General features: G+C 40.1%; 24 protein-coding genes and 1 pseudogene (1 of these 25 cut by a window edge). 17 read left to right on the top strand and 8 right to left on the bottom strand.

The annotated features are described in order from the left end of the window. Positions 1-392, top strand: partial view of a group II intron reverse transcriptase/maturase gene (gene ltrA, locus ACZ5AE_RS27040; protein ID WP_464567824.1) — the final stretch only. 868 nt of this gene lie to the left of the window's left edge; 392 of the gene's 1,260 nt are visible here — the last part of the coding sequence; its start codon lies off the left edge, out of view; its stop codon occupies positions 390-392. A gap of 256 nt (positions 393-648) precedes the next feature. On the opposite strand, the gene ACZ5AE_RS27035 is transcribed toward ltrA, so the two are convergent. Further along, positions 649-1,593, bottom strand: a complete 945-nt coding sequence (locus ACZ5AE_RS27035) for a LysR family transcriptional regulator (protein ID WP_464567822.1) — start codon at positions 1,591-1,593, stop codon at positions 649-651. Positions 1,594-1,705: 112 nt separating this feature from the next. Here ACZ5AE_RS27035 and ACZ5AE_RS27030 point away from each other — a divergent pair, with 112 nt between their 5' ends. Further along, positions 1,706-2,485 (top strand): class I SAM-dependent methyltransferase, encoded by a 780-nt coding sequence (locus ACZ5AE_RS27030; RefSeq protein ID WP_464567820.1) that lies wholly within the window; start codon positions 1,706-1,708, stop codon positions 2,483-2,485. Positions 2,486-2,657: 172 nt separating this feature from the next. Here the strand turns inward: ACZ5AE_RS27030 and ACZ5AE_RS27025 are convergent, their stop codons facing one another. From ACZ5AE_RS27025 to ACZ5AE_RS27005, 5 genes are all read right to left on the bottom strand, one after another. Further along, positions 2,658-2,870 (bottom strand): enolase C-terminal domain-like protein, encoded by a 213-nt coding sequence (locus tag ACZ5AE_RS27025; RefSeq protein ID WP_464567818.1) that lies wholly within the window; start codon positions 2,868-2,870, stop codon positions 2,658-2,660. A 50-nt stretch (positions 2,871-2,920) separates the two neighbouring features. Further along, complete coding sequence (locus tag ACZ5AE_RS27020) at positions 2,921-4,066, bottom strand: M20 peptidase aminoacylase family protein (protein WP_464567816.1); 1,146 nt, start codon at positions 4,064-4,066, stop codon at positions 2,921-2,923. A 172-nt stretch (positions 4,067-4,238) separates the two neighbouring features. Further along, the gene (locus ACZ5AE_RS27015; RefSeq protein WP_464567814.1) at positions 4,239-5,036 is read right to left on the bottom strand and encodes a MurR/RpiR family transcriptional regulator; all 798 of its coding nucleotides are present in this window, start codon (positions 5,034-5,036) and stop codon (positions 4,239-4,241) included. 270 nt (positions 5,037-5,306) lie between these two features. After that, positions 5,307-6,734 (bottom strand): YfcC family protein, encoded by a 1,428-nt coding sequence (locus ACZ5AE_RS27010; protein WP_464567812.1) that lies wholly within the window; start codon positions 6,732-6,734, stop codon positions 5,307-5,309. Between the two features lie 332 nt (positions 6,735-7,066). Continuing rightward, positions 7,067-7,594 (bottom strand): NUDIX hydrolase, encoded by a 528-nt coding sequence (locus ACZ5AE_RS27005; protein WP_464567810.1) that lies wholly within the window; start codon positions 7,592-7,594, stop codon positions 7,067-7,069. Positions 7,595-7,957: 363 nt separating this feature from the next. On the opposite strand from ACZ5AE_RS27005, the pseudogene ACZ5AE_RS27000 reads away from it, so the two are divergent. Next, a pseudogene (locus tag ACZ5AE_RS27000) lies at positions 7,958-8,089 on the top strand (response regulator transcription factor); the annotation flags it as partial. A gap of 341 nt (positions 8,090-8,430) precedes the next feature. Here the strand turns inward: ACZ5AE_RS27000 and ACZ5AE_RS26995 are convergent. Next, a complete protein-coding gene (locus ACZ5AE_RS26995) occupies positions 8,431-9,825 on the bottom strand; it encodes a restriction endonuclease (protein ID WP_464567808.1) in 1,395 nt (464 codons plus the stop codon). 226 nt (positions 9,826-10,051) lie between these two features. Between ACZ5AE_RS26995 and ACZ5AE_RS26990 the strand changes: the two genes are divergently transcribed. The 4 genes from ACZ5AE_RS26990 to ACZ5AE_RS26975 all read left to right on the top strand — a co-directional run bounded on the left by ACZ5AE_RS26990 (position 10,052) and on the right by ACZ5AE_RS26975 (position 13,640). Beyond that, positions 10,052-10,195, top strand: coding sequence for a hypothetical protein (locus ACZ5AE_RS26990; RefSeq protein WP_464567806.1), 144 nt, complete (start codon positions 10,052-10,054; stop codon positions 10,193-10,195). Positions 10,196-10,922: 727 nt separating this feature from the next. Beyond that, a complete protein-coding gene (locus tag ACZ5AE_RS26985) occupies positions 10,923-11,915 on the top strand; it encodes a DUF3895 domain-containing protein (RefSeq protein WP_464567804.1) in 993 nt (330 codons plus the stop codon). Positions 11,916-12,171: 256 nt separating this feature from the next. Then, positions 12,172-12,891 carry an ABC transporter ATP-binding protein gene (locus ACZ5AE_RS26980; RefSeq protein ID WP_464567802.1) on the top strand — a complete coding sequence of 240 codons (720 nt, stop codon included), beginning with the start codon at positions 12,172-12,174 and terminating at the stop codon, positions 12,889-12,891. Beyond that, positions 12,888-13,640, top strand: coding sequence for an ABC transporter permease (locus tag ACZ5AE_RS26975; RefSeq protein ID WP_464567800.1), 753 nt, complete (start codon positions 12,888-12,890; stop codon positions 13,638-13,640). The genes ACZ5AE_RS26980 and ACZ5AE_RS26975 overlap by 4 nt, the downstream gene beginning before the upstream one ends. A gap of 154 nt (positions 13,641-13,794) precedes the next feature. On the opposite strand, the gene ACZ5AE_RS26970 is transcribed toward ACZ5AE_RS26975, so the two are convergent. After that, positions 13,795-14,571, bottom strand: a complete 777-nt coding sequence (locus tag ACZ5AE_RS26970; protein ID WP_464567798.1) for an HAD family hydrolase — start codon at positions 14,569-14,571, stop codon at positions 13,795-13,797. Between the two features lie 266 nt (positions 14,572-14,837). Here ACZ5AE_RS26970 and yhfZ point away from each other — a divergent pair, with 266 nt between their 5' ends. The 10 genes from yhfZ to nagB all read left to right on the top strand — a co-directional run bounded on the left by yhfZ (position 14,838) and on the right by nagB (position 23,459). Then, the gene (gene yhfZ, locus ACZ5AE_RS26965) at positions 14,838-15,764 is read left to right on the top strand and encodes a GntR family transcriptional regulator YhfZ (protein WP_464567796.1); all 927 of its coding nucleotides are present in this window, start codon (positions 14,838-14,840) and stop codon (positions 15,762-15,764) included. 168 nt (positions 15,765-15,932) lie between these two features. Beyond that, positions 15,933-16,289, top strand: coding sequence for a PRD domain-containing protein (locus ACZ5AE_RS26960; protein WP_464567794.1), 357 nt, complete (start codon positions 15,933-15,935; stop codon positions 16,287-16,289). After that, positions 16,289-16,660 (top strand): DUF2620 domain-containing protein, encoded by a 372-nt coding sequence (locus tag ACZ5AE_RS26955; RefSeq protein WP_464567792.1) that lies wholly within the window; start codon positions 16,289-16,291, stop codon positions 16,658-16,660. Before ACZ5AE_RS26960 ends, ACZ5AE_RS26955 begins: the two co-directional genes overlap by 1 nt. Positions 16,661-16,671: 11 nt before the next feature. Next, complete coding sequence (locus tag ACZ5AE_RS26950) at positions 16,672-18,174, top strand: YhfT family protein (RefSeq protein WP_464567790.1); 1,503 nt, start codon at positions 16,672-16,674, stop codon at positions 18,172-18,174. Between the two features lie 50 nt (positions 18,175-18,224). Next, positions 18,225-19,139 (top strand): phosphotriesterase family protein, encoded by a 915-nt coding sequence (locus ACZ5AE_RS26945; RefSeq protein WP_464567788.1) that lies wholly within the window; start codon positions 18,225-18,227, stop codon positions 19,137-19,139. Positions 19,140-19,199: 60 nt separating this feature from the next. Beyond that, positions 19,200-19,913, top strand: a complete 714-nt coding sequence (locus tag ACZ5AE_RS26940) for an aminotransferase class V-fold PLP-dependent enzyme (RefSeq protein WP_464567786.1) — start codon at positions 19,200-19,202, stop codon at positions 19,911-19,913. 40 nt (positions 19,914-19,953) lie between these two features. Further along, complete coding sequence (locus ACZ5AE_RS26935) at positions 19,954-20,316, top strand: hypothetical protein (protein WP_464567784.1); 363 nt, start codon at positions 19,954-19,956, stop codon at positions 20,314-20,316. Between the two features lie 7 nt (positions 20,317-20,323). Further along, positions 20,324-21,487 (top strand): YhfX family PLP-dependent enzyme, encoded by a 1,164-nt coding sequence (locus ACZ5AE_RS26930; RefSeq protein ID WP_464567782.1) that lies wholly within the window; start codon positions 20,324-20,326, stop codon positions 21,485-21,487. Between the two features lie 2 nt (positions 21,488-21,489). Next, the gene (locus ACZ5AE_RS26925; protein WP_464567780.1) at positions 21,490-22,677 is read left to right on the top strand and encodes a phosphopentomutase; all 1,188 of its coding nucleotides are present in this window, start codon (positions 21,490-21,492) and stop codon (positions 22,675-22,677) included. Positions 22,678-22,706: 29 nt separating this feature from the next. Next, complete coding sequence (nagB, locus tag ACZ5AE_RS26920) at positions 22,707-23,459, top strand: glucosamine-6-phosphate deaminase (protein ID WP_464567778.1); 753 nt, start codon at positions 22,707-22,709, stop codon at positions 23,457-23,459. The last annotated feature ends 68 nt before the right edge of the window (positions 23,460-23,527 follow it).

The following is a 23,527-nucleotide window of genomic DNA, read 5'->3' as shown; positions in this document are numbered from 1 at the left end:
GCTTTAAGACGAAGATTCAAGAAATCACCTCACGGTCAAAACCAATTCCAATGGAAGTAAGAATTGAAATGTTAAATCGCTATCTAACAGGATGGTGCGGATACTTCGCTTTAGCTGACACTCCGAGCAAATTCAAAGAATTCGACGAATGGATAAGAAGAAGGCTCAGAATGTGCGAATGGAAGCAGTGGAAGAAACCTAAAACCAGAGTAAGAAAACTAGTTGGTCTAGGTGTTCCTGACTATAAAGCACATGAATGGGGAAACTCCAGAAAGAAATACTGGAGAATCGCCTGTAGCCCAATATTACACAAAACCCTCGATAACTCTTACTGGAGTCAACGAGGGCTAAGAAGTCTATATAATCGTTATGAAATTTTACGTCAATCTTAATAGAACCGCCGTATACCGAACGGTACGTACGGTGGTGTGAGAGGTCGGGGGTTAGTCACCCCCTCCTACTCGATTAATAGTGAATGATCGTTTTGCCGGCTACTCCACGGGGAAAGTAAAAAGACCAAGTATTTATTCTAACTTCCGGTGCCAGTCACTATCTAATGAATATTAAATAGTGTCGTAGATTGTATTTCGGTGTTTGTTTTTTGCAAAAGTTTTCTGTAGTTGTTTTATCAAATGATGAAGAAGGTGCCTATTTCACAATGTCGTCTTGCGATTCATAAACGTCCATGAATGCCTTTGCCGCCAGACTTAAGTATCGCTCTTTCAAATAAGCAAATACCACTGTTCGAGTTGGGTGTGATTGAAGCGGAATATACAACGGATTAACATTTGCATTTTGCCGCATGACCATCTTTGGAATAATTGTCACTCCCAATCCAGATGCGACAAGAGATTGGGCTGTCTCGATATTGCTTGTTTCGAAATCAAGTTGCGGTTGAAATCCGCTGTCACTACAGAGATTTAGCACAATCCGCCGAAAGCCATATCCCTGTTTTAATACTATAAACGGTGAGCAGGACAACTCTGCCAAAGGAATTGTTCCCTCTGTGACCTGGTCATTTTCAACCGCGGAACGAACGAATTGGCGAATTTGTTCTGACATCCAATCTTTTTCTTCGCGTGGAACTGCAAGCAGCAATGGTTCTGTCAGCATCACGCGGGTGGCCAGCTGGTTACTTTCTATCGGTAAAGGTAAAACCGACAGGTCAACAACACCCCGAATTGTTAAATTTTCCAACTCCTCGGTCGATTCCTCAATGAGACGCACCTTCATTTGCGGGTATCGCTTCAAAAAGTCCTTTATAAGCAATGGCAGTACGTGACCGCCTGTGACAGCGGGCGCACCTATGGTCAATTCAGATCCGATGCCCTTGGTATTTTCGTGCATTTCACGCAAGAGGTCGTCGTGCTGCCTTATGATCTGTTGCGCCTTCTCAATGAAACGTATGCCTTCTGGTGTTGGAATGACTCGTCCTTGTCCGCGTGAAAACAAACGGACCCCGATTTCCTTTTCAAGCTTTTTGATTTGCTGGCTCAGCGACGGCTGGGCGATATGTAAACTGTCGGCTGCTTTTGTAAAACTATTTTTTTGATAAATTTCCACAGCATACTGTAATAAGCGTATCTCCATCATACCAACTCCACAGTTTAAATCTATGACTTTCATAGATTATATATCTTGGACGGATACGTGTCTATTCGCTAATATACAAGTAAGAACAGTAACTTGATAGGGGGAATAAACGATGGCAGATGCGAAAAACATGGTACAGCAACAGTTTGCAAAAAATCCCGAGAAATACCGGGACGAGAAGCTGTTTGCCGCAGGCCAGGAACTGGACGTAATGGTTCAAGCAGTAAAGTTAACGGGCGAGGAAGACGTACTCGATATCGGAACAGCCGCCGGGCATACAGCGCTTGCCTTTGCGCCTTTCGTTAAGAAGTGCATTGGAGTCGACATCACTGAAGAAATGGTGAAGGTGGCGACTGAATATGCGAAGGAACGGAGTTGTGAAAATGTAACGTTCCAACAGGCAGACGCCGAAATGCTCCCTTTTCCTGATGCCATGTTTGATATCGTTACTTGCCGTTATGCAGCCCATCACTTTCCAAATGTACGAAAAGCGGTGAAAGAAATTTCTCGTGTTCTGAAGAAGGGGGGACATTTCTTACTTGTTGATCATTACGCCCCGGAGGACAAGGAGCTCGATCATTTCATCAATAAAGTAAATAAGCTCCGCGATCCCTCACAGGTACGCGAAAGCTCCCTTTCTGAATGGCGCGAAATGTTTGTCGAAAACTCCTTACATTATGCTGAGCGATTAAAATGGAATTTGCCCCTTGAATATGCCAGCTGGATTGAAAGGGCAGGTACATCAGCTGCAGCACAAAAGGAAATTATCTGGTTGCTCGAGAACGCCGCGCCATTATGCAGGGAGACATTTCAAATTTCCTTTAATGAGAAGGGAGTTCCACAGGATTTTTGCCTGAAAGCGGTATTGTTGCATGGGGTTAAAGAGAATTGAATAGCCATCTGGAGCAAGTTCGGGAATAACCTAAATCGGTCTTAGAGAAGGGAGTTTGTAGTCAATAGCCGTAAGATTTCTAAGATACGTGCACTGGCACCACCCGCAAATTGTCGAAATCTCCTCGACATTATCGGGTGGTGACAGGCACTGTTATCTAAAGCTAATCAAATTAACAAGTCTTCTTTAATTTATTCCGATCTACTTCATATCCGATTCCCGCGCCTGTTGGAACTTCAATGATTCCTTGGTCCATAGTTACTTCTGGACAGATGATATCTTCATCCCAATAATGGTCGGAAGGTGCTGTATCACCAGGAATCGTGAAACCTGGCAATGCGGTAATATGGATATTATGGGCTCTTCCAATGCCGGTTTCTAGCATACTTCAATAATATGCAGGTTTACTTTATCAATGCGCAGGGATTCCATTTCCTAATCCTCCATAGCGTGAATATTTAAGATTTCGTTAAAGATACTGACTCCATTCAATAAGGATTCAATCTCAAAATGCATATAAGGATGATGGAGACCTGGTGCTAAGTCACAACCTAATCCAATCATGGTTGCTTTTAAGTGCGGTTTATTTACTTTATAAAAATGGAAGTCGTCCCCGCCAGGAGTATTCACAGGGGGTGTTAATTTGTCCCTGCCTAACACATTTTCAATCGCTTTGGCAGCAAACTCTTGTGCCCCTTCACTTGACTCGGCCGCGACAATTCCGTGGTCACTTGTAATCTCAATATCAGTATGGTAGATTACTTGCGCATTCCTAATAATCTCAAGCACAGCAGTATGCATTGCATCCATCAGTTCGTTTGTTTGTGCTCGCATATCGATGGCTAAGGAAGCTTTTCCTGGGATAATATTTGTATTTTTGCCTCCGGCTATAAATCTTGTTACTTTTGCAGAATGCGGAATATTTGGATCAAAATACAAGGAATGAAGTGCATTCATTATATAGGCGCCAATTTCAACAGCATTTTGGGTTAAATGCGGTCTTGCTCCATGGGCATCATCGCCGTTTATTTCAAATTCGATTGACCGCGTTGCACCGTGAACAATCGCTGGTGCAGCATATCCGGTTCTCATTTCTTGGATTGGACGGAGATGAATGCCATATAAATAATCGACGTCGTCTACGATGCCTTTTTCAACTAATTTCAGCGCACCGGCCCCCACTTCTTCTGCCGGTTGAAAGATGAAACGGATGCCGATTTGCTTTTTCAACTGTTCATTATGCTGGATACTCCATAGAACGCCTAAAACCATCGTCATATGGGCATCATGTCCGCATGAATGATTGGCCTGCATCTTTCCGTTTACTTCCTGATACAAGGCATCCATATCGGCACGAATCGCAATAATCGGGCGATCGCCGCTAAAATTCCCGATATCACCAATCACACCAGTGCAATCATCGAAGCTGACGACCTGGTGGCAGCCTGCTTCCTTTAAAATTTGTTCAATATATTTCGAGGTTTCTATTTCTTCCCAGCTGAGCTCTGGATTTTGATGAAGATAATCAAAAGTTTCAAAGATTTTTTCCTTTAATGTTTTCGGTAAAGTTGGTGTAGCCACATTAGCCATCCCTTTCTTTATTGTCTAGCACAAGCGCCCTAGCGGCGAGACGCCTTCGCTCGCGGCACTACGATAAGTCAAGCACGAATGTGCGCCCATCTATTCGTGTTTCCTTTATTTCAGTTGGAGCGCTCTAGGCCATACGCCGCTGACCAGGGCGCTTGCGCTTTTCTTACTGAATGTAATATTTTTTAATCGGATTCACTAATTCTACTTTTTCCATCTTTTTTGCAAGATGAAGAAGAATCGAATTTAACAGGGAAAAGGTAACGGGGCCCTTTTCCAGTAAGGAGTTTTGCGCGATTTGGATCGACAGCACATAATCTCCCAAATGACTAATGGGTGAGAGCACCGAGTCGGTAATGATGATCACCGTATTCCCGTTTTCCTTTGCTTCTTCCGCAATTCTGATTGATTCAAGGGCATAACGGTAATAGGAGAAAATCACGACACAGTGCTCTTTTCCTTCTTTTATAATTCCGGGATCCGTTTCCGGGCGGTATAGCGATGTGTTTGATAATAAACTATTAAGAATAAACGAAAACCAGTGTGCGTATGAAAAAGAATGATAGTATCCTACAACTTTTATCTCTTTTGCTTTGATGAACGTTTCAACAACTTGTTCCACTGTATTCCAGTCGATATTGGAAGCTGCCTGCTGAATGTTCTGCGCATCTACATTCATAATGCTTTCAAATGAATTCTCATTTTTTTTCAAAAGCTCATCTGAATCCAATTTTAACGAAAGCAGTGAATGCTGGACATCCAGCTGTAATTCACGATAGCCGTGATACCCTATCGCTTTGCAAAATCGGACCACCATTGTCTCACTAACATCCAGCGTTTCGGCATTTTTTTTCGCAGAATAGGTGGCAAACATAATCGGATTTGCCAGCAGTGCTTCTGCGATTTTTTTTAAGCCCTTTGTTAAATGAGGATAACTTTCTTTTGTGCGGTTGTAATAATTCATAAAACACCCTCAATTTTTAAAAGATGGGAAAGTATAAAAGGTTTTGACTTTGAGAAATGTCTAGCTCCAGCGCCCTAGCGGCTAGTGTCCTTCGCTCTCCGCCCTACGATAAGTCAACATCGAATCGCCTTCGGCTCTTCGTGTTTCCTTTATCTCAGTTGGAGCGCTCCACAAGGAACGCTTCGGCAGCATAAGCATCGCACGAAGAAAAAGCGTTAGCTTTTTCGAGGAGGCCATACGCCGCTGACCAGGGCGCTTGCGCTTTTCTTATTAGAATGGTCCCCAGTTGATTAAGACTCCGATGACAATCGTAATGAGTCCAATTATAAACCAGATGGCCACTAAAGGCAGTATGAATCGTACCCATTTTGTATAAGGGATACCGCTGGCAGCTAAAACCCCCATTAAAACGCCGGATGTTGGGTTAAAGCAGTTTACCACACCTTCACCCAGCATGATGGCTTGGATCATAACCTGACGTGTAATATGCATTAAGTCGGCAAGCGGCGTAAGAATTGGTACCAAGACAACGGCTTCTCCGCTTCCGGATGAGATAAAGAAATGTAAAAAAGCACTTAAGATGTACATTCCAACTGCGCCAAATACCGGGTTTAAGCCGTGCAGCAAATTGGCAAGCGCATTAACGATCGTATCGAGCATATTCCCGTCTTGTAAGACAATCGATATCGATCTTGCCATCCCCACAATGAGTGCCCCATATATCAGCTTCTGACAGCCGCCGATAAAGGTTTTGGCAATATCGTTAATCTTCATGCCGCCAATGATTCCTGCTGCAATTGCAATGAAAATAAAGATAGCAGCCATTTCCACATCGGTCCAGCCTAGTTTAAAAGCTCCATACACATAACCGATCAGGGATAATGCCGTAACCGCTAAAATCAGTTTATGCTTCCAATGGAAGGTAAGTTTTTCTGGCTTCGCTGCTTGAATATTTTGGTCCGGAAACCACTCATCACCTAACATACTTTTTTTAGTTTTCTGTAATCTTTTGGTGTAAAAGTAGAGGTAGCCAATGGTTGCTAACGTGAAAGCCGCGTAGTTTACAACCCGGAGGCCCATGCCAGAGAACATTGGAAGTTCTGCCATCTTTTGTGCAACCCCTAAAGGAGTAGGCGATAGAATGGTAGAGTTAAATCCTGAATAAGCACCTAAATAAATAATCGCGGCTCCAACCATTGCATCCCATTTAAGAGCTCTTGCAACAATTAAGCCAAGCGGAATAAAGCCGATAACAGAGTTCACGACAATCCCGGTCGTTCCTAAGAAAGAAAATAATAGGCCAACTACGGCAATAAATAATAATTGCTTGGTTTTAAACTTATCAACAACTGAATGGATGAGACTATTGACGGCACCTGTTTTCTCTAGAATGGCAAGCGTACCGCCTGTAAAGAGAACTAAAAAGATAATAGACGCCGAGGCGGCCATTCCTGCTGGTATGGCTGAAAAGAATTTAATAAGGCTGACCGGAGTTTGCTCAATACCGTGATAACTGCCCGGTATGACCGAAGTGATGCCTCCATTTTCCACTCTCTTAAATGCTCCTGCCGGGATGACATAAGAGGCAATAGCCGCAATCAGTGCAATGACAAACATCAGCACATAGGCGTCCGGCTGTTTAAACGTTTTTTTCTTTTTTTCTTCTAAAGCTGCTTCTGGACGTGGATTCGTACTCAACCTGTGTTCCCCCTTTGTTTTTCTATGTTGTAATAAAGGATTTAAAAATATTTGCACTATTTTTAAATTAGTAACAATTATAATAAATGATTTCGTTTATTTCAATAAATTTTGAATCAAATGATTTATTCTTCGGAAAACAATGGGTGACAGGGACCATCCGGGGGATACTGGGGTGTTGATGGTTTGATAGTCAGGTTAAATAGTACCTATTAAAAAAGCTTAAGGACTATTAAATCCTTAAGCTTCTTTTAATATATTCAGCGTTCTATAAAAGAGTTATTTCTATACAGGCGCCTCATTTAAGCCTTAATAATAAGGTAATGTTCCCGTTAATCCACAATTAGCTTATATCGCAAAATGGCCGCCAGCCCTGCGCCGTGCTTGAATTCACCAGATTTAATTAGGTTATTTAACTCTTTCATCGAGATTTTATGTACTTCAATTTGTTCGCTGTTTTCCAAGTGTTGCTCCGCTACTGTTAACCCTGCTGCTGCAAATAAATGAATCTCCTCGCTTGTAGAACCCGGAGAAGGGTAGAAGCTTCCTAAATCGAGCCAGTGTTCAGCCTTATAGCCCGTTTCTTCCTCTAACTCTCTTTTTGCCGTTTCTAGAGGAGTTGGGTCGGTATCGTCAATCATCCCCGCCGGCAGCTCCCATTGCCAGCTTTTCATGGCGTGGCGATATTGTTTTATACAGACGATTTCATTGTTATCAGTAATCGGGAGGATACACACACCCTTAGCAAAATCTATATAGGAAAACGACTTTTCCTCCCCATTTGGGAGAACGACCTGATCCATTGTTATTTGAAAACGATCCATCTTTTCGTTGGTAGAACTTTTAATCTTCCAAGACATATTAACCCACCTCAAATTTTCATCATTACCCCCATTTTACACGGATTTCATTAGAAAAAACATTTTTTCAACATTAGGTAATTGAATGATTAAACAGTTGGGCAGAATTATTCCTCCTTTGACGGAGAGAGAAGGGCGATCAATGGATTATTATAGGAGGATATTAACGATTAAAAAGGATTTCCTTTTCTCTCTATCAAGCTATAGAGGGTTTTTTTTATAATTTCTAACCAGGGATAGACGATTTATATAAAATTTAAAGGTATGATAATTACAACAAATTTAACTCAATGTTAAATGCTTATGGAGTTTTTTGTTCATTAAATTTATTTATTGGAGGAATATACATGAACCATTCTTATTCGAATTGCCAAAAAATTAAATATAACGGAAGGAACGGTAAAGTCACATGTGCATCGGATTCTTCAAAAGTTTGGATGTGAAGACAGAACACAAGTCGTAGTCATTGCTCTTCGAAATCGCATGGTAAAGTGAACGCTCTTGGCGCTATTTAAAACGATGAAGTTGTTCATCTGAGTCTCATTTGATTAATCTAGCCTTATGCTCAAAGGCTCAAGCTTCAATCCCCAGGTTTTGTGAAGGATTTCACTTAAACTATGGGGTGCTGCGGCGATCCCCCTTTTTGTTATTGAACTATCGGGGAGTTGAACAAGCATCATGATAATAAAGGGCCAGTACCTGTTTTTTAGGTACTGTCCCTTTTTCTAATTTATTTTTTTAACCCAGCAGCAAAGAAGGGGCCATTAACTGTAATAGTCGATAGAATACGTCAAGTCTCCTCTTGATCCATCATTAAATGTCAGTTTCCCATTAGACTAAAACCATTCGGAAATTTTTTCTTTTAGCATACTTCTATCCCATAGAATGACGTTATTTGAATGTGCTAACTCTCTTGCCCATTCAGTAAAATAACTATTAGTCACAACTATACCCTTATGAAGATGATAATAACTTAAACCAGCCACTACTTCCTGGATGGCCTTATTTGATACACTACCTGAATAACACTTAGTTTGAATACCATATTTTATATTATTTTTTTCTGCTAATATATCGATGCCTTGATCTCCTGATCCCTTGGTAACTGTAGCTTTGTACCCCATCTTACAGAAGAGTTCGGCTACAAACGATTCAAATTCAGGCCCGGACATTAAATCAACATCATCCATTATTATTTTTTTGGACTGGGGTGTTTTTAATAGTAATGCTTCAAACACATTCATTTCTTTTTCTTGAATTTTTTCCGAAATTTTCTTAACCACTATATCATGGCAAGTTAAATAATTTCTTCTTTCCCCCAATTTTTTCAAATACATTAGATAGTATGTAAACATACATTCATTTTCAATTGAGTTCATATCAAGCATTTCAATTGTTGAGTAAATTTCTATACACTCTTGTAGTGAGAGTGCTTCAATATTTGAAAAATAAGAACCATATTGATCATTAAAATGATTGAAATAATAATGACAAACCTCTTCATTAAAAAGGATCCATGTGTAATAAAACGCTTCCTCATCAGAAATAAAGCTTTCTCTCTTTTTGATAACCTGTACTAGTTTTTCAAAGGTTTGATAATAGTCAGTTAGTTTATCTTGTTGATCCCCAACATCTAATCTTTTAAGCAGCCACCAATTATCCCTATATATTGCGTGTATTTGGAGCAAATACTTTCCTATACTAAAATTTTCGTAAATCATTAATTCAAACCTTTGAAAATACTTTTCTTGTTCTAAAATAAGCATAGGCTGATGTAAAGTAATAAAGTTATAGATTATGGTCCTTACCATGCTATCGGTCTCACAATCATTTACCTTATTTATCATTTCTTCCCGAAACCGAATTCTTTTTCTTTCCGTTTCTCTTTTATCTTCATCCAATCTTTTTTTGTAGTACCCATTTAATGTATGAATATGTGCATTAACTTTTTTTAAAATCATTTCTTTATCAAAGGGTAAATGTACATCCCTGCCTGCCCGATCATCGTAAAATGCGGATAACGTCATGACTGTTTCATTCGTATGAGATTTAACAACATAAATTGATGGCTGATAATCATCATAATTACTCTTAATGGAGTATTCTGCGTCTTCCTCCAGGTTGAATTCCAAGTCTGGACCGTGTTCACCGTATAGTTTGACTGTATAGTCTTGTAAAACTAATTCACAATCTTTGAAATTACAATTTACCTTGCCTATATAGGTTCTCATCTCTCTCCCTCCTATTTTTATTATATATTCACTGAAAGGATTAAAAAATTCTCTACTCTCAAATTTCATTTTGTATCCCGCACCCTTGTACTTTGATAGAAAATCCTCGTAATCAGCAAATCCCAACGTCTTTTAAATTTAGTCCTATTTTTTCAGCAACTTAACTAGTCCACTTTTAATATATCGGCATAGTATGTAGTATCACTAAAAATAAGAAGGGGAGATTATGAAGTCTATTAATAGGTTTTTTAAAATAGGGATTGGTTCAAATCTTGTTATACTTCTTGCTATGACGCTCCTTCCTGCCTTCGTTGTTACAGATCAATTGGATGCTTTTGAGAAAATCATATCCTATTTATCAGAAACTTAAAGCTGCCTTTAAAGGGCAACTTTAAGTTTCATCATTACAACATTTTTCATAAAAATTTTCCCTATTAATGGGGGAATACGGTCTCCAATTTCTGTGTGACCTTTAAATAATGAACAAGCAACGCTGATGAGAATGTATAAATATCGGAATATGGTAAAGAAGGGGAACCATTAGGGAGGTCTTATTCATACATACTGTATTAATCAGGTTCAAGTTGTCTGCTGGATTTAAGCAAACGTTTGATTGAATGACAAAATTTTTTCTATTATTTTAGTTAAAATCCTATAAATGCAATATACTTAGATGTTTTACACAAACGTTTGTTTAGTTATATTTCCTTGGAAATTTGTCGAATAATAGGGGCATCTAAGAACAATGTTATTAATCTAGCAAAAAATAATTAGGTAATATTTACTGTAATGTTATAATTTAGATGTTGCAGATTTGAAATTCAGCCATTTTTTTAGAGTGTGAAATGAAAGGGTTGTTAGAATGACAAACTCAGAAATAGTTTTGGATTTTATTAAAGATCATAAAAGCAAATTTTACTGTGATGATTGCATATCAGAGGTATTACAAATTCACCCTAGACAGCAAATAAACCAAATTTGTAACCAGCTAAAAAATAGCAGGGTAGTCGAACGGATTAAGCAACAGTGCCATCATTGTTCTGAACATAAGTTAGTTAACAAATTATTATAAGAAGGGCGGATGGTAAGTAATGAATATGACCTTAACGACTGATGAACGTGAATCATTATTATCATTATTGACTGAACAGCAAAGAAAGTTCCTCCAAGAGAACGTGAGGAGAGGAAAAAAGACTGTTTTTGCTAATCAAATGGCAATGGACAAAGGAATTATGTTACCTGAGTCTGCGTCCAGTGATGAAATTGAACTGTTATTGGATGAATGGATATTAGAAGACTATATTGATAATGGGTTTGTGAATTCTGAAACTCCTTGTGAGTGCGGGCGGCCTTTAAGGTATCAGTATATTGTGAGGCATAAGAGAACAAATCAGGTAAGACGTTTTGGAATTACTCACTTTGAAGAACATACTGGAATACCGGGTGAACTAGTAAGTGCTATAAAAAAGGGATTTGCCTCGATTGACTATGAAATGGATGAACTTCTCCAGAAAATTCAACAAAATTGGACCTTGGAGGAAGTTATTTCATATATTCCGAGTGAGATTGTCCTTCCAACAGATATTAGTGACCATCTTGAAAACAACGTACCATTGCTCGAGCGCCAAATAAAACGGTTGAAATCATTGATTAATGAATTCCTTTCACAAGAAGAATTACAACGTCTAAGAGTGATAGATAGCCCACCCGTTACCGAATATACTGAATCTACCGAAAAAGATGATTACATAGATGAAGCTAATCAATTTGCGTTTGAATTTGAGATATTCGAGGATGAAAAAGATTATTCATCGGTTCAAGAAAAGAAGAAGGAACCCGCACCTGTTACCAACAACTTATCAGCTCCTATAAAGGATAGAGTTCTTCACTACCTTGAAACCGTTTCCAGCGTTCGGATTATTTGTGAATTACTAATTAAGCATCATGTTATTGCTGAACAAAGATACATAACGGGTAAACCTAAGATTTACCCGATGGTTTGTCTCTATTTAGAGAGCCTTGTCAATCATGGTGTGATTGATCTTGATGAAGTTAATGGGACGGATGATAGGAAATATAAATTTAAATGAATGGTAGAGGTGCATTTTGATGCAAGGGGAATTGGTGGACATAACTCGGCCTATCCATCCGCTAAATGGATGATCGAGGCACATCGTGGACAATTGAAGGAAGGCGTGAACTAGAAAAGGGTAGTGAGTTTTTGGTAAAATTGCCTAACAGGTGCAAGATGCCTGTCATCTGAATGAACACGGAAGCAGCAGAACCGTCTCCATGCTTCATATGAGACAGAAGATCCAATCCATGCTTCATAAGGAAGTGAACAGAATGAAACCAGCAATACAATTTAATGATGTCAATTACTCTATTGATGGTCAGCCCATTTTGAAGAATATTTCTGGGGCTTTTTATGATGGAGAGATTACGACTTTGGTGGGGCCTTCGGGGGCTGGGAAGACGACGCTGCTTAAGTTGTGCAATGGGCTGTTGTCGCCAAACGATGGAGACATTATGGTTCATGGTCAAAACATAAATGATTATGATCCTGTGGAATTGCGGAGGAAGGTTGGGATGGCGCTTCAAAGTGCGCCGATGATTGATGGAAGTGTACATAAAAATTTGGCACTGCCCCTGGAACTGCAAGGGAAACAGCTTCCAGAGTTACAAGCCATCGATTTATTAAATGACGTCGGTTTGTCAGAGGATTTTCTACAAAAGAACAGTAGAGAATTATCAGGCGGTCAGCGTCAGAAAGTATCGATCGCCCGCACGTTGGTGAATCATCCGCAAATATTATTACTGGATGAAATTACTTCGTCCCTTGACCAAGTTTCGCAAAAGGAGATTGAGGATTTGATTGTCAAAGTCAATCGGAAGTATGGCGTGACGATTGTTTGGATCACCCACAACTTAAAACAGGCTATACATGTCGGGACGTATACATGGGTGATGATGGCAGGGGAAGTCGTAGAAACGGGAAAAAGTGATTTATTAGAATCACCAAGCGATGAGCGGGTAAGGCAGTTTGTTAAGGGGGAATTGGGATGAGCACCAGTGCCTTAATCTTTTCTCTCATTTTCGTTCTTATTCCCATCGTATTATCGAAGACTTTGAACCTGGGGCTGGAAAAAGATGCGATGATCGCCACCATCCGCTCCATCATCCAATTGCTTATTGTGGGTTATATTCTTAAATTTGTGTTCGATTCTGAAAGCATTATTTATATTTTCTTAATGGTTGCCGTGATGATTATTGCAGCGACTTTAAATGCCCGTAAAAAAGGAGCGGTGATTAAAGGGATCACGTGGAAAATTGCTGTTACGTTAATTTTTATTGAAGTGTTAACGCAAAGCATCTTACTTGGGTTTCATATTACACCCCATACCGCTCAATATATCATTCCAATCAGCGGAATGATGATTGGCAATGGAATGGTACTGGCCATCCTGTTTCTTAATCGGTTTATTGCAGAGACCGAGTCCCACCAGGACCAGACAGAACTGATCCTATCTCTCGGAGGAACACCTAAACAAGCAATACACAGACAGTTGATAGCCTCTATCAAAGCAAGTATGATTCCGACCATTGAGAGCCAAAAAACGATGGGACTGGTTCAGCTCCCTGGGATGATGAGCGGCCAAATTATTGCAGGTGCGAGCCCTGTTCAGGCAGTTCAATTCCAACTGCTCGTGCTGTTCCTGCTATTAACAACTGCATCCATCACAGGTATCATGCTTGGATTCTTATCTTATCCAACGATCTTTAATAAGCGGATGCAGCTAGTGAAAAGTAAATAAAAAACAGCAAGCATGAAGTGACCCCCTTAAATTGGACTAAAGAGTCCAGCTTAAGGGGGTCACTTCAATTCTTTGGAATAGTGAGGTTGTCCCAAAGTCACTACCAAACAAGAAGAGGTGTTTCCTGTATAAAAAAATTAAAATCTAAAAACAATCAACTACTATTCCCTAATAATACCCTGCTATCTAGCTTAAAGACCTTATTTAAAGCCAAAATCACCCCATCATGATCATTATCCTCAGTCACGAAATCAGCGATTTCCTTTACACATTCAGGTGCATTTCCCATGGCAATCCCTAAACCTGCTTCTTGCAACATGCCTATGTCGTTCGTTCCATTCCCTATTGTCACTACTTCATCCGGCGTTATTCCAAAGTGTTTGATAACTGGTAAGATCCCATCCCATTTCGAACTAGTCGGAAAGACTTCTAATCGGTCTCCTTCATCAAAACTTGCCGCACCGTTCACTTTTCCTTGAAGAATGGACCTCTTGGCTTTATCGAGATAAAGAACCAAACGATGTGCCTCCTGATTTGTATCCGCTATATTCTGTAATTTAGCCGCTGGCAGCAAGTACTCAATACCTTGTGGCTCCCGATTGGAGCGGGATTCCCTATAGGCAAAATGGATATAAGCTCCGCCTAACCTTTCCGTTTCACTGCATAATTGGTAGGCAAGTCTCGCCGGTATTTTATGGTCATGAATAAGTTTTCCGTCTGATAGGGAATACCCACCATTATAAGTTACATATATGGAAGATCCTAGCATTTCCCCATATTTTATTGCACCATCATACGAGCGACCTGTAGCCAATCCTACGAGTATCCCTTTTTGCTGGAGGTCTTTAATAGTTTGGATTAGATTGTTATTTAATTTTTCCTGGGAATCCAAGATGGTCCCGTCGATATCCAGAAAAACCATTCGATACATCTGATTCACCTCATTTACATAGTTTCTAATATTATAATATACAAAATACGAATTTTTGTATATTGAAACAAATGACAATATAATTTTTGAAAAAAAGTATTGTAAACGCTTTTAATGCGTGTTACATTATGAGTATGGAAAGTACAGAAAAATGTATATTCCTACTTGATCGTTAGTTCAATCATTATTTTTAAGAAACGCATGGAGTGATTTTTATTTTTTTATCTCATTATACAAAAAATTGTACATTGAGGGGATGGTGATGAATGGAAAGTCTTGAAAACCTGTACTCGAAAAAGGGAATCATCTTACAAAAAATCGCTGAAGAGCTCATGTTCATTGAAGTAAATGATCGTTTGCCAAATATAGTTGATTTCGCTTCCAGGTTTCAAGTAGGCCGCGGAACGATACAAACCGTGTTAAAAAAATTAGAGGAAGAAAACTGCATTAAGCTGGAAGCTAGAGGACATCTTGGAACATTCCTGAGGTTCAAAAATACGTGCAACTTGTTAAAGTTTTCTGGAGCCAATCAGATTACTGGCGTCATGCCACTTCCGTACTCTAAAAAATATGAAGGACTGGCGACAGGAATCACTTCTCAATTTGAACAATTGGGATTGTCATTAAATATTGCTTTTATGAGAGGTTCAAAACCCCGAATACAAGGAGTAATAGATGGAAGATACGATTTTGCGCTTGTATCCAAGTTTTCAGCCATTGAAGAGATGAAGAAAGACAGGTCTTTAAGAATTGCCATGGAATTTGGGGAAAAGACCTATGTGTCTGAACACGCAATCATTTTTTCTGAACCTGGCATGGAACAAATCGTGAGCGGAATGAAAGTGGGAATCGACAGTTTCTCTACTGACCAAAAGATCTTAACTAATGCTGAAGTCATGGGGATGGATGTCGAGTATTTGGAATTTAACTATATGCATTTATTGCAGCATTTGAAAGCTCATACTGTTGATGCGATAATTTGGAACGTGGACGAAATTGATTCCACTGCCTATAATATTAAGCCCCTTACGTCGCCGCTTGCCATTCAATATGAAAAACAGATGAATGAAGCCGTTTGCGTTATCCATTCCGATAATCGAAAGATGGACTACATTATTAAACTGTTATCTTTAAGTAGAATGGTAGATATTCAAAAGCAAGTTGTAAACGGTGACATGATTCCAAAATATTAATTTTTGATTAAATATACAAAAAATTGTACTTTGGTGGAGGTGGTAATTTTCAAAAATAATCATGGTATTTGAAGAAGTTAAGATTCACAAAATAAGGGCAATGACATCATTCTATATACAGTTTTTGGTATATTAGTAATCTTTAAAGAATAGAAAGGGGCATATCAAATGGATGCTACTTTAAAAGAAAGAATCGACCTTTTGTATGATACAAACCAAATCAATGATGAAATCTTTAACCGCCTTCCCATTCTGATGGAGGAAGTCGAAAAGTTTCTCGATGTAAAACTTACGGAAGAGAATGCTGGTTCTTTCACAAGCCACCTATCTGTGGCCCTGCAAAGAGTTTCTGATAACAAGCCGGTCACTGAAATATCCGGCGAACTTGAAACAGTAATCGGGAATAACCCAGGGTATTATCAATTTGCTAAAGATTTACTGAAAAATAACAATACAAATATTGATGCTGAAGCAGCATTTATTACACTTTACTTTTGTTTGTTAACAGGAAAGGAGAATGCGTAATGTTACGAATTGTTGTTGGAGGTCTTAAGAAAGACGTTATTGAAAGAAGTGCAAAAGCAGCTGGGGGAGAACATGTACAAGTAACGGTTACTTCTGACTTTGATGCGGCCAAGAAAGTGAAAGCAGGAGACGCGGATTATTATTTAGGTGCATGCAACAGCGGCGGAGGTGCAGCCCTTTCCGTTGCCATCGGTATTCTTGGCTATGGAAAATGTTCAACAGTTGCAAAAAACGGAAAAAAACCAAATCCACAGGAAATTGAAAAATTAGTTCAGGACGGAAAAATTGCTTTTGGTATGGCCGTAGAGAGCATAGAGGAAGCTGTACCTGTTATTGTTAAGAGCTTGCTTAATAAACATAACCTTGCATAGGAGTTGGGGAAATGAGTATCTTTCAAAACTTATCTATTGTTGAAATCGCAGTAGTTGTCTTGCTTACAACGCTGACTGCGTTAGCTTCGCATTGGGGAAAGGCAGTATTCCATGATGGAATTCGCCCAATCCTGCCTGAGTTTTTGGAAGGGCGAATGAAGCGTCCGGAATTGGCTTCCATCTCCTTCGGATTGAGCATTGGATTTATCGTGTCTGTCGGTATTTCGTTTGCTGTGTCCTTTAAGATGTTAAACCCATGGCTGCTTTTCCTTCCAACGGATATTTTAGGTGTTATGGCTACGAGTTGGTGGATGGCCGCAGGGCTTGGAGCTGCATGGGGGCTTGTTGCTTTATTTGGATTAGCAGGAGTTCAGTCAGCATTTGCCTTACTACCGATTGATTTACTTGGTTCTTTAGGGGAATTATCAACACCAGTTCTTGTTGCGTTTACAGCGTTTCCGATTATCGCGATTCTTTATCAATTTGGGTGGGTGAGAGCCCTCATTTCCGGGCTAGTTGCTTTAGTTGTCCGCCAACTGCTTCCAGTTGTCGGCGGTGTTTATACGGATAAAGCGAATGCAGCTTTAAAAGAAGCAAGCGAAATCGCAGGAGTTACTTTCAAGAAAGATGCGGACTTTGCAGGTAAAGTGAAGGCGCTTAAGGATGCGGCAGAAAGTAATCCGCATGTTCAAGATTTGATTTCACAAGCTACCAATAACTTTTCGTTGGGAAGTACCATTGGCGGTTTCACGATGCAAATTGCCGTTTTGATGTTAATCGGTATGATTCTATTAATTACTTTTGCGATTCTTAAAGATACGAAGAATAAAGTTGAGATTACGGTTGACACAGAAGAAGAGAACATCTTTGATGCCCGCACAAAGAGAATTTTTAAAGGTCTGCCAATTTTAGCGGGGATTGGAGCACTCCTTGCCATCGCTACGAATATGGGACTGATGAACGGTTCCGAGGTTGATGGACCAATCCTGCAACAGGCATGGGCAGCTACAGGGGATGAACGAAGCAATCTTCTGCACAGTGCTGCAATTGCCGATATTATCAGGGGGATTAGTTTTATTCCATTGATCGCGACAACAGCTCTTGCTACTGGTGTATATGGCGTTGTTGGTTTAACCTTTGTTTTCCCTATTGGTCTATTAATGCCCAATCCGATTTTAGCAGGTATCGTTGGTGCCATTTGGATTTGCTTAGAAGTTATTGCTCTTCGCGGAATTGGCCGTTTCTTACAGCGCTTCCCGTCCTTGCGTGAAGCTTCCGATAATATACGTTCATCTATGAACTCTATGATTGAGTTGGCTTTATTTATCGGTGGTGCTTTTGCAGCGATGAAAATGGCGCCAGATGCGGTTGGTTTATCATTAACGATTTATATTCTGTTATATGCTGCAAACGAAGGTCTTGGCCGTCCAGTTATGAAACTAGCAGCAGGTCCAGTAGCCATCATTTTAACAGGTATTATTCTGAACCTACTATATTTTCTTCATTTAATTTAAAACATTGAAAGGTAGGTTCTTTCCTACCTTTCCTTATGGGGGTAATCACAGTGAAAGTCCATTCAGTTACAGGAATTGTAGATCCAAAGCAGGTAATGAAAACGATGATTCATGAGCATCTTGTTTTTGATCTTTCAGGCGTTCGCCAGGAGAAGGATATGGATTCCAAACTTGAAGACACACCTATCTTAGACCGAGAAATTAAATTGCTGAAAGATTCAGGTTGTAACACCATTGTAGAGGTTTCCAATATTGGAATGGGCCGAGATGCTAAGGGACTTTTTCAGATTGCCAAAAAGCATGATTTAGTGATTGTTGCGTCAACTGGTTTTTATAAAGAATCCGTATATCCGGCCTTTGTTTTTGAAAAATCAGCAGAAGAGCTGGCTGACATCATGATTGAAGAAGTTACCGTTGGTATGGATGACACGGATATTAAAGCGGGGCTTATTTCGGAAATCGGCAGCAGCCTAAACGAAATCACTCCTACCGAGCAAAAAGTGTTTGAAGCAGCGATTATGGCGCATAAGAAAACAGGGGCTCCGATTAGCACACATTGTGAAATTGGGACAATGGGCAAGGGACAGCTTGAGATTTTCCAAAGAAGTGAAGTCAATATGAAGCAAGTTTCTTTTGGCCATCAGGATTTAAATACAGATGTTGAAGAACAATTGCTTCTGCTCGAAAGCGGCGCCTATATCCAATTTGATACGATCGGAAAAAATAGCTATCGTCCAGATGCGGATAAGGTAGAAAACCTGCTTGTATTGTTGGACCGTGGATTTGAAGACCAGCTCATGCTATCTTGTGATATTACCAGAAAGTCCCATCTAAAGGATAACGGCGGGCATGGATATAACCATTTATTCGAAAGCTTCATCCCTGCGTTACTAAACCGTGGAGTAACAAATGAAATCATTGAAAAAATGCTTGTTGATAATCCGCGTAAATTTTTAGCTTTTTAAATAATGAAGTAAAGATCGGTTCAAACGAATGTTTCTACTATTGTGAAGGAAGGGCCGGAAATGAGTCATAAATATGAACGTTCGGTTTTAAAAAATATGACGTTAGAAGAGGCGAAGCAGCTTCAGTTTCGGCTCTTGGATGAAGTAACAAAAGAATTCAAGAACAATGAATTCTTCCAAATCGGTGATGTAGGACTTCATCCTGACTATCATCGTCCGAAGATGACCGCTAGAGTGGAACAGGTCCTTGCCAAAACGTTTGGGGCCGAAGCCTGTGCATTAGTCCGGGGGAGCGGAACTGGGGCGATTCGAGTGATTCTAAGTACATTGCTTGAAGCAGGAGATCAATGTATTGTCCATTCTGCCCCAATGTATACGACCACAAAGGAAACATTCCGGTTAATGGGATTAAAACTAAATCCGGTAGATTTCAATAATATGCCAGCTCTTGTAGAGGCATTACAACAAGATAAGGAATCTAAAGTTTTCTATGTTCAACATTCCCGGCAGCAACCGACAGATGAGTATGACTTAAGGGAAATAATCTCCTTAGTAAAAGAGCTGCGGCCTGATTTAGCGATTGTCGTTGACGACAATTATTGTGCGCTGAAAACGAAATTCACTGGCACGCAATTAGGGGCGGACTTTTCCACTTTCTCAGGCTTTAAACTGTTAGGGCCAGAAGGCATTGGCGTGATCTTAAAGTACAAAGGACGTAATCGAACGACTTCACCAGCGAAACTATTCGGGTGGAGGGCAAGTACAAGGTTTTGAGGCGCATGAACTGCTTCGAAGCTTGGCGTTTGCTCCTGTTATGATTGCGATCCAAAATGAACAGGTTGAAGAATTGTGTGACCGGTTAAATAACGGTGAAGTAGAAGGAATAAAAGAAGCTTACATCACGAATTCACAGTCCAAAAACGTGATTATTGAATTTGAAAAACCCATTGCCTTAAAAGTGATTGAGCTAGCCGCCAAATTTGGCGCAGCCACCTATCCAGTTGGTGCTGAATCACGGTATGAATTAATTCCTATGATTTATCGGGTATCTGGGAGCTTTCTCGAAAGCAGGCCAGAACTCTCGCAGCATGGGGTCAGAGTGAATCCTATGAAATCTTCTGCAGCAACGGTTGTTAGAATCTTACAAAATGTACTAGAAGAAATCTCAAGGGGGTGAACAGCCCATGTTTATCGATATGACAGTTAAACGAAATCCAGGACTGATCCAAGCGTCCGTAAAACTTCATCAGGAAGGAGTCATTCCGGCAAACACCTATGTGATTGATCTGGATTCGTTAGAGGCGAACGTAAAGAAACTAAGTCAAACAGCAAAAGAGCATGGACTTAATTTGTATTATATGTCTAAGCAAATCGGAAGAAGCGGATTCGTTGGCAAAATAATCGAACAAAGCGGCATTGAACGGGCTGTAGCGGTTGATATAGACGAAGCATTTGAACTTAAAAAACGGCATTGCTTAATTGGGAATATTGGTCATATTGTCCAGCCAAGCAAATCCCAATGGGGAGAAGTTTTAACAACATTAAAGCCGGAGGTCGTTACTCTATTTTCTGTTGAAAAAGGTAAGCAGTTATCTGATGCAGCAGAAAAATTGGGTATGGTTCAGGATGTGATTCTACGTGTGATCAGACAATCTGATATGGTTTATCCCGGACAATTTGGCGGTTTCTTATTGGAACAGCTTGAAGACAGTTTGGACGAGCTGCTGAAGTTAAAAGGAATCCGTGTGATTGGGATAACCAGTTTTCCGGCTGTGCAAATCAATGGTGAAAAAAGTGATTTTGAATTTACCTCTAATATGGAAACGATACAATTGGCTCGAAGAATCCTTGAAAATAAAGGGATTGAGGTAACACATGTAAATGCGCCAAGTGCGACTAGCTGCCGGACCATTCCGATGCTGAAGGAGCAGGGAGTGACACATGGGGAACCTGGCCATGCACTGACTGGCACTACACCACTACATGCCTATAAAGAGGATTTGCCAGAAGTACCGGCCATGGTTTATGTATCGGAAATTTCCCATATGGATGAAAAATATGCATACGCGATTGCAGGCGGATTTTACCCGCGCTCCCATATGGAAAACGCACTATATGGAAGTAACGAAACAGAAATTTTGGAACAACGCACAAAAGTTGACCTTGTGTCACCTGAAAATATTGACTACTATGGCTGTTTAAAGCGTGAGAATAATATGAAGGTCGCCGATACGGTTATTTACGCGTTCCGTACGCAAATATTTGTCACTAGAGCACATGTGGCCTTTGTTCGGAATGTGAATTCCAATCAGCCAGAGGTTGTTTATTTTCAAAGAAGGGGGAATTAAGGATGAGTAAAATCACGTTGTTAGTGTTGGATGGATTCGGAGTCGGGGCTATGGAAGACTGTAAGGAACAAAAGATTGAGGATATCAAAGCCCATACGTATAAACACATCAGAGAGAGCGTTGATTTAAATATTCCATTCCTTTACAACCTTGGATTGGGAAAACTCGTGGACGAAGTTGGGAACCCTAGCGCGGCATATGGCAAGAGTAACTTAGCCCATCCTGGTGCCGATACCTTTATGGGCCACCAGGAACTGATGGGAAGCAGACCGCAGGTTTCGAAAAAGCGTTTAATGAAAGACATCAGAGGGACCCTTCAAAGGGCATTAGAAGAAAAGGGATATGTAGTGACCAATCCTATAAACGAGTCTACTATTTTACTAGTAAATGGTGCGGTAGTCATTGGCGACAATCTCGAGTCACAGCTTGGCAACATTATTAACGTAGTCGGAGATTTGAAACAATTATCTTTCGAGGAAGTTATTAAAATCGGAAAAGTGGTAAGAGAAAACGTGGATACAAGCAGAGTCATTATTTTTGGCAATGAAAAGTCCGATATCGAAACCATTCTTTCCGTTGTCAAAGAGAAAAATCCTGGGCAATGGGGTGTTGACGCTCCTAAAGCCAATGTCTATGGAGAAGGGTACAAGGTACTCCATTTAGGGTACGGAGTCGATTTTGAGAAACAATTTGCCCATATCGCAGAATTGAAAGGGATTCCTGTTTATCGGGTTGGTAAAACAGCGGATGTTATTCAAGCGAATGGATATAAGGATCCTGTGGTCAATACAAAAGATGTTCTTGAAACATATGCAAAGCTTTACCACGAAAGTGAAGAGAATGCAGTGTTTTTGGTGAATGTCCAAGAAACAGACTTGGCCGGTCATAAAGAAGACAGTCAGTGGTACAAGGAAGTATTAGAGATATCAGATACGTTTTTAACATCCTTTATTCCGACATTGGGCGAGGGTGATGTCCTTATCATCACAGCCGATCACGGTAACGATCCGACCATTGGCCATTCCAATCATACTAGAGAACAAACTCCAATCTTAGTTGTCGGACAAAATGTGAAGCCGGTATCCATTGGAACCAGAGAGACGATGGCAGATATCGCAGCAACGATGGCGGATTTTGTAGGGGTTGAAAGACCTGAGTACGGTACGAGCTTTTTAAAAGAAATCTTATAGGCATTTTTTAAAATGAAAGGAGTGAAGATATGAGGCTTGTTAAAGTTAGGGATTATGAGGAAATGAGTGTATTTGCAGCCCGATTCATACTGCATAAAATCAATGCTAATAGAAACGTATCACTGGGCCTGGCAACAGGAGGTACTCCAGTTCGAACGTATGAATTGTTGGTTGAGGATTATCGAAACAATTATACTTCCTTCCAGAATGTTTATACTTACAACTTAGACGAGTATGAAGGTATTGCACCGGAAAATCCAAACAGCTATCATTCTTTTATGTTTAATCATTTATTTGATCATATTAACATCCCAAAGAAAAATGTTCACATACCGAACGGGCTTTCGGATGATAGTTTAAAAGAAGCAAAGAGCTATGAAAATATGATTGATTTAATTGGCGGCGTGGATTTGCAATTATTAGGGATTGGCGAAAACGGCCATATTGGTTTTAACGAACCTGGCACCCCTTTTAATAGGGAGACACATGTTGTTACCTTAACGGAATCCACCCGAAAGGCCAACTCCCGCTATTTTGAAAGTCTTGAAAAGGTCCCAAATAAAGCAATTACGATGGGGATTGCAACGATTTTAAAAAGCAAGGAAATTTTGCTTCTGGCATCAGGTGAGTCCAAAGCGGAAGCAATCTGTCGGATGTTTACGAGGGAAGCAGGCATTGACTGCCCAGCATCTGCTTTGAAAAACCACCCAAACGTTATCGTGGTTGCAGATGAAAAAGCTGTTTCGAAACTAGAAACAGAAATGAGCTTGAGCCAGTGTTAAACGTATATCAATAAAAATGATTAGAAGAAGTCGTATTCCTATTACAGGACGGCTTCTTTTGGTTCATG

This window comes from Neobacillus sp. S1227 (genome assembly GCF_055385255.1).
Note: the sequence above shows the minus strand (reverse complement) of the source record. Positions and strands in the feature narration are given on the sequence as shown.

Bases quoted from the DNA above. Each gene is read 5' to 3' on its own strand.
- ACZ5AE_RS27025 (WP_464567818.1), bottom strand. From the start codon at position 2,870: ATGCTAGAAACCGGCATTGGAAGAGCCCATAATATCCATATTACCGCA.
- ACZ5AE_RS27030 (WP_464567820.1), top strand. From the start codon at position 1,706: ATGGCAGATGCGAAAAACATGGTACAGCAACAGTTTGCAAAAAATCCC.
- ACZ5AE_RS26975 (WP_464567800.1), top strand. From the start codon at position 12,888: ATGAGCACCAGTGCCTTAATCTTTTCTCTCATTTTCGTTCTTATTCCC.
- ACZ5AE_RS26935 (WP_464567784.1), top strand. From the start codon at position 19,954: ATGATTGCGATCCAAAATGAACAGGTTGAAGAATTGTGTGACCGGTTA.
- ACZ5AE_RS26960 (WP_464567794.1), top strand. From the start codon at position 15,933: ATGGATGCTACTTTAAAAGAAAGAATCGACCTTTTGTATGATACAAAC.
- ACZ5AE_RS26940 (WP_464567786.1), top strand. From the start codon at position 19,200: ATGAGTCATAAATATGAACGTTCGGTTTTAAAAAATATGACGTTAGAA.
- ACZ5AE_RS26970 (WP_464567798.1), bottom strand. From the start codon at position 14,571: ATGTATCGAATGGTTTTTCTGGATATCGACGGGACCATCTTGGATTCC.
- ACZ5AE_RS26955 (WP_464567792.1), top strand. From the start codon at position 16,289: ATGTTACGAATTGTTGTTGGAGGTCTTAAGAAAGACGTTATTGAAAGA.
- ACZ5AE_RS26980 (WP_464567802.1), top strand. From the start codon at position 12,172: ATGAAACCAGCAATACAATTTAATGATGTCAATTACTCTATTGATGGT.
- ACZ5AE_RS26995 (WP_464567808.1), bottom strand. From the start codon at position 9,825: ATGAGAACCTATATAGGCAAGGTAAATTGTAATTTCAAAGATTGTGAA.
- ACZ5AE_RS27035 (WP_464567822.1), bottom strand. From the start codon at position 1,593: ATGATGGAGATACGCTTATTACAGTATGCTGTGGAAATTTATCAAAAA.
- nagB (WP_464567778.1), top strand. From the start codon at position 22,707: ATGAGGCTTGTTAAAGTTAGGGATTATGAGGAAATGAGTGTATTTGCA.
- yhfZ (WP_464567796.1), top strand. From the start codon at position 14,838: ATGGAAAGTCTTGAAAACCTGTACTCGAAAAAGGGAATCATCTTACAA.
- ACZ5AE_RS27015 (WP_464567814.1), bottom strand. From the start codon at position 5,036: ATGAATTATTACAACCGCACAAAAGAAAGTTATCCTCATTTAACAAAG.
- ACZ5AE_RS26925 (WP_464567780.1), top strand. From the start codon at position 21,490: ATGAGTAAAATCACGTTGTTAGTGTTGGATGGATTCGGAGTCGGGGCT.
- ACZ5AE_RS26985 (WP_464567804.1), top strand. From the start codon at position 10,923: ATGACCTTAACGACTGATGAACGTGAATCATTATTATCATTATTGACT.
- ACZ5AE_RS27005 (WP_464567810.1), bottom strand. From the start codon at position 7,594: ATGTCTTGGAAGATTAAAAGTTCTACCAACGAAAAGATGGATCGTTTT.
- ACZ5AE_RS26990 (WP_464567806.1), top strand. From the start codon at position 10,052: ATGAAGTCTATTAATAGGTTTTTTAAAATAGGGATTGGTTCAAATCTT.
- ACZ5AE_RS26950 (WP_464567790.1), top strand. From the start codon at position 16,672: ATGAGTATCTTTCAAAACTTATCTATTGTTGAAATCGCAGTAGTTGTC.
- ACZ5AE_RS26930 (WP_464567782.1), top strand. From the start codon at position 20,324: ATGTTTATCGATATGACAGTTAAACGAAATCCAGGACTGATCCAAGCG.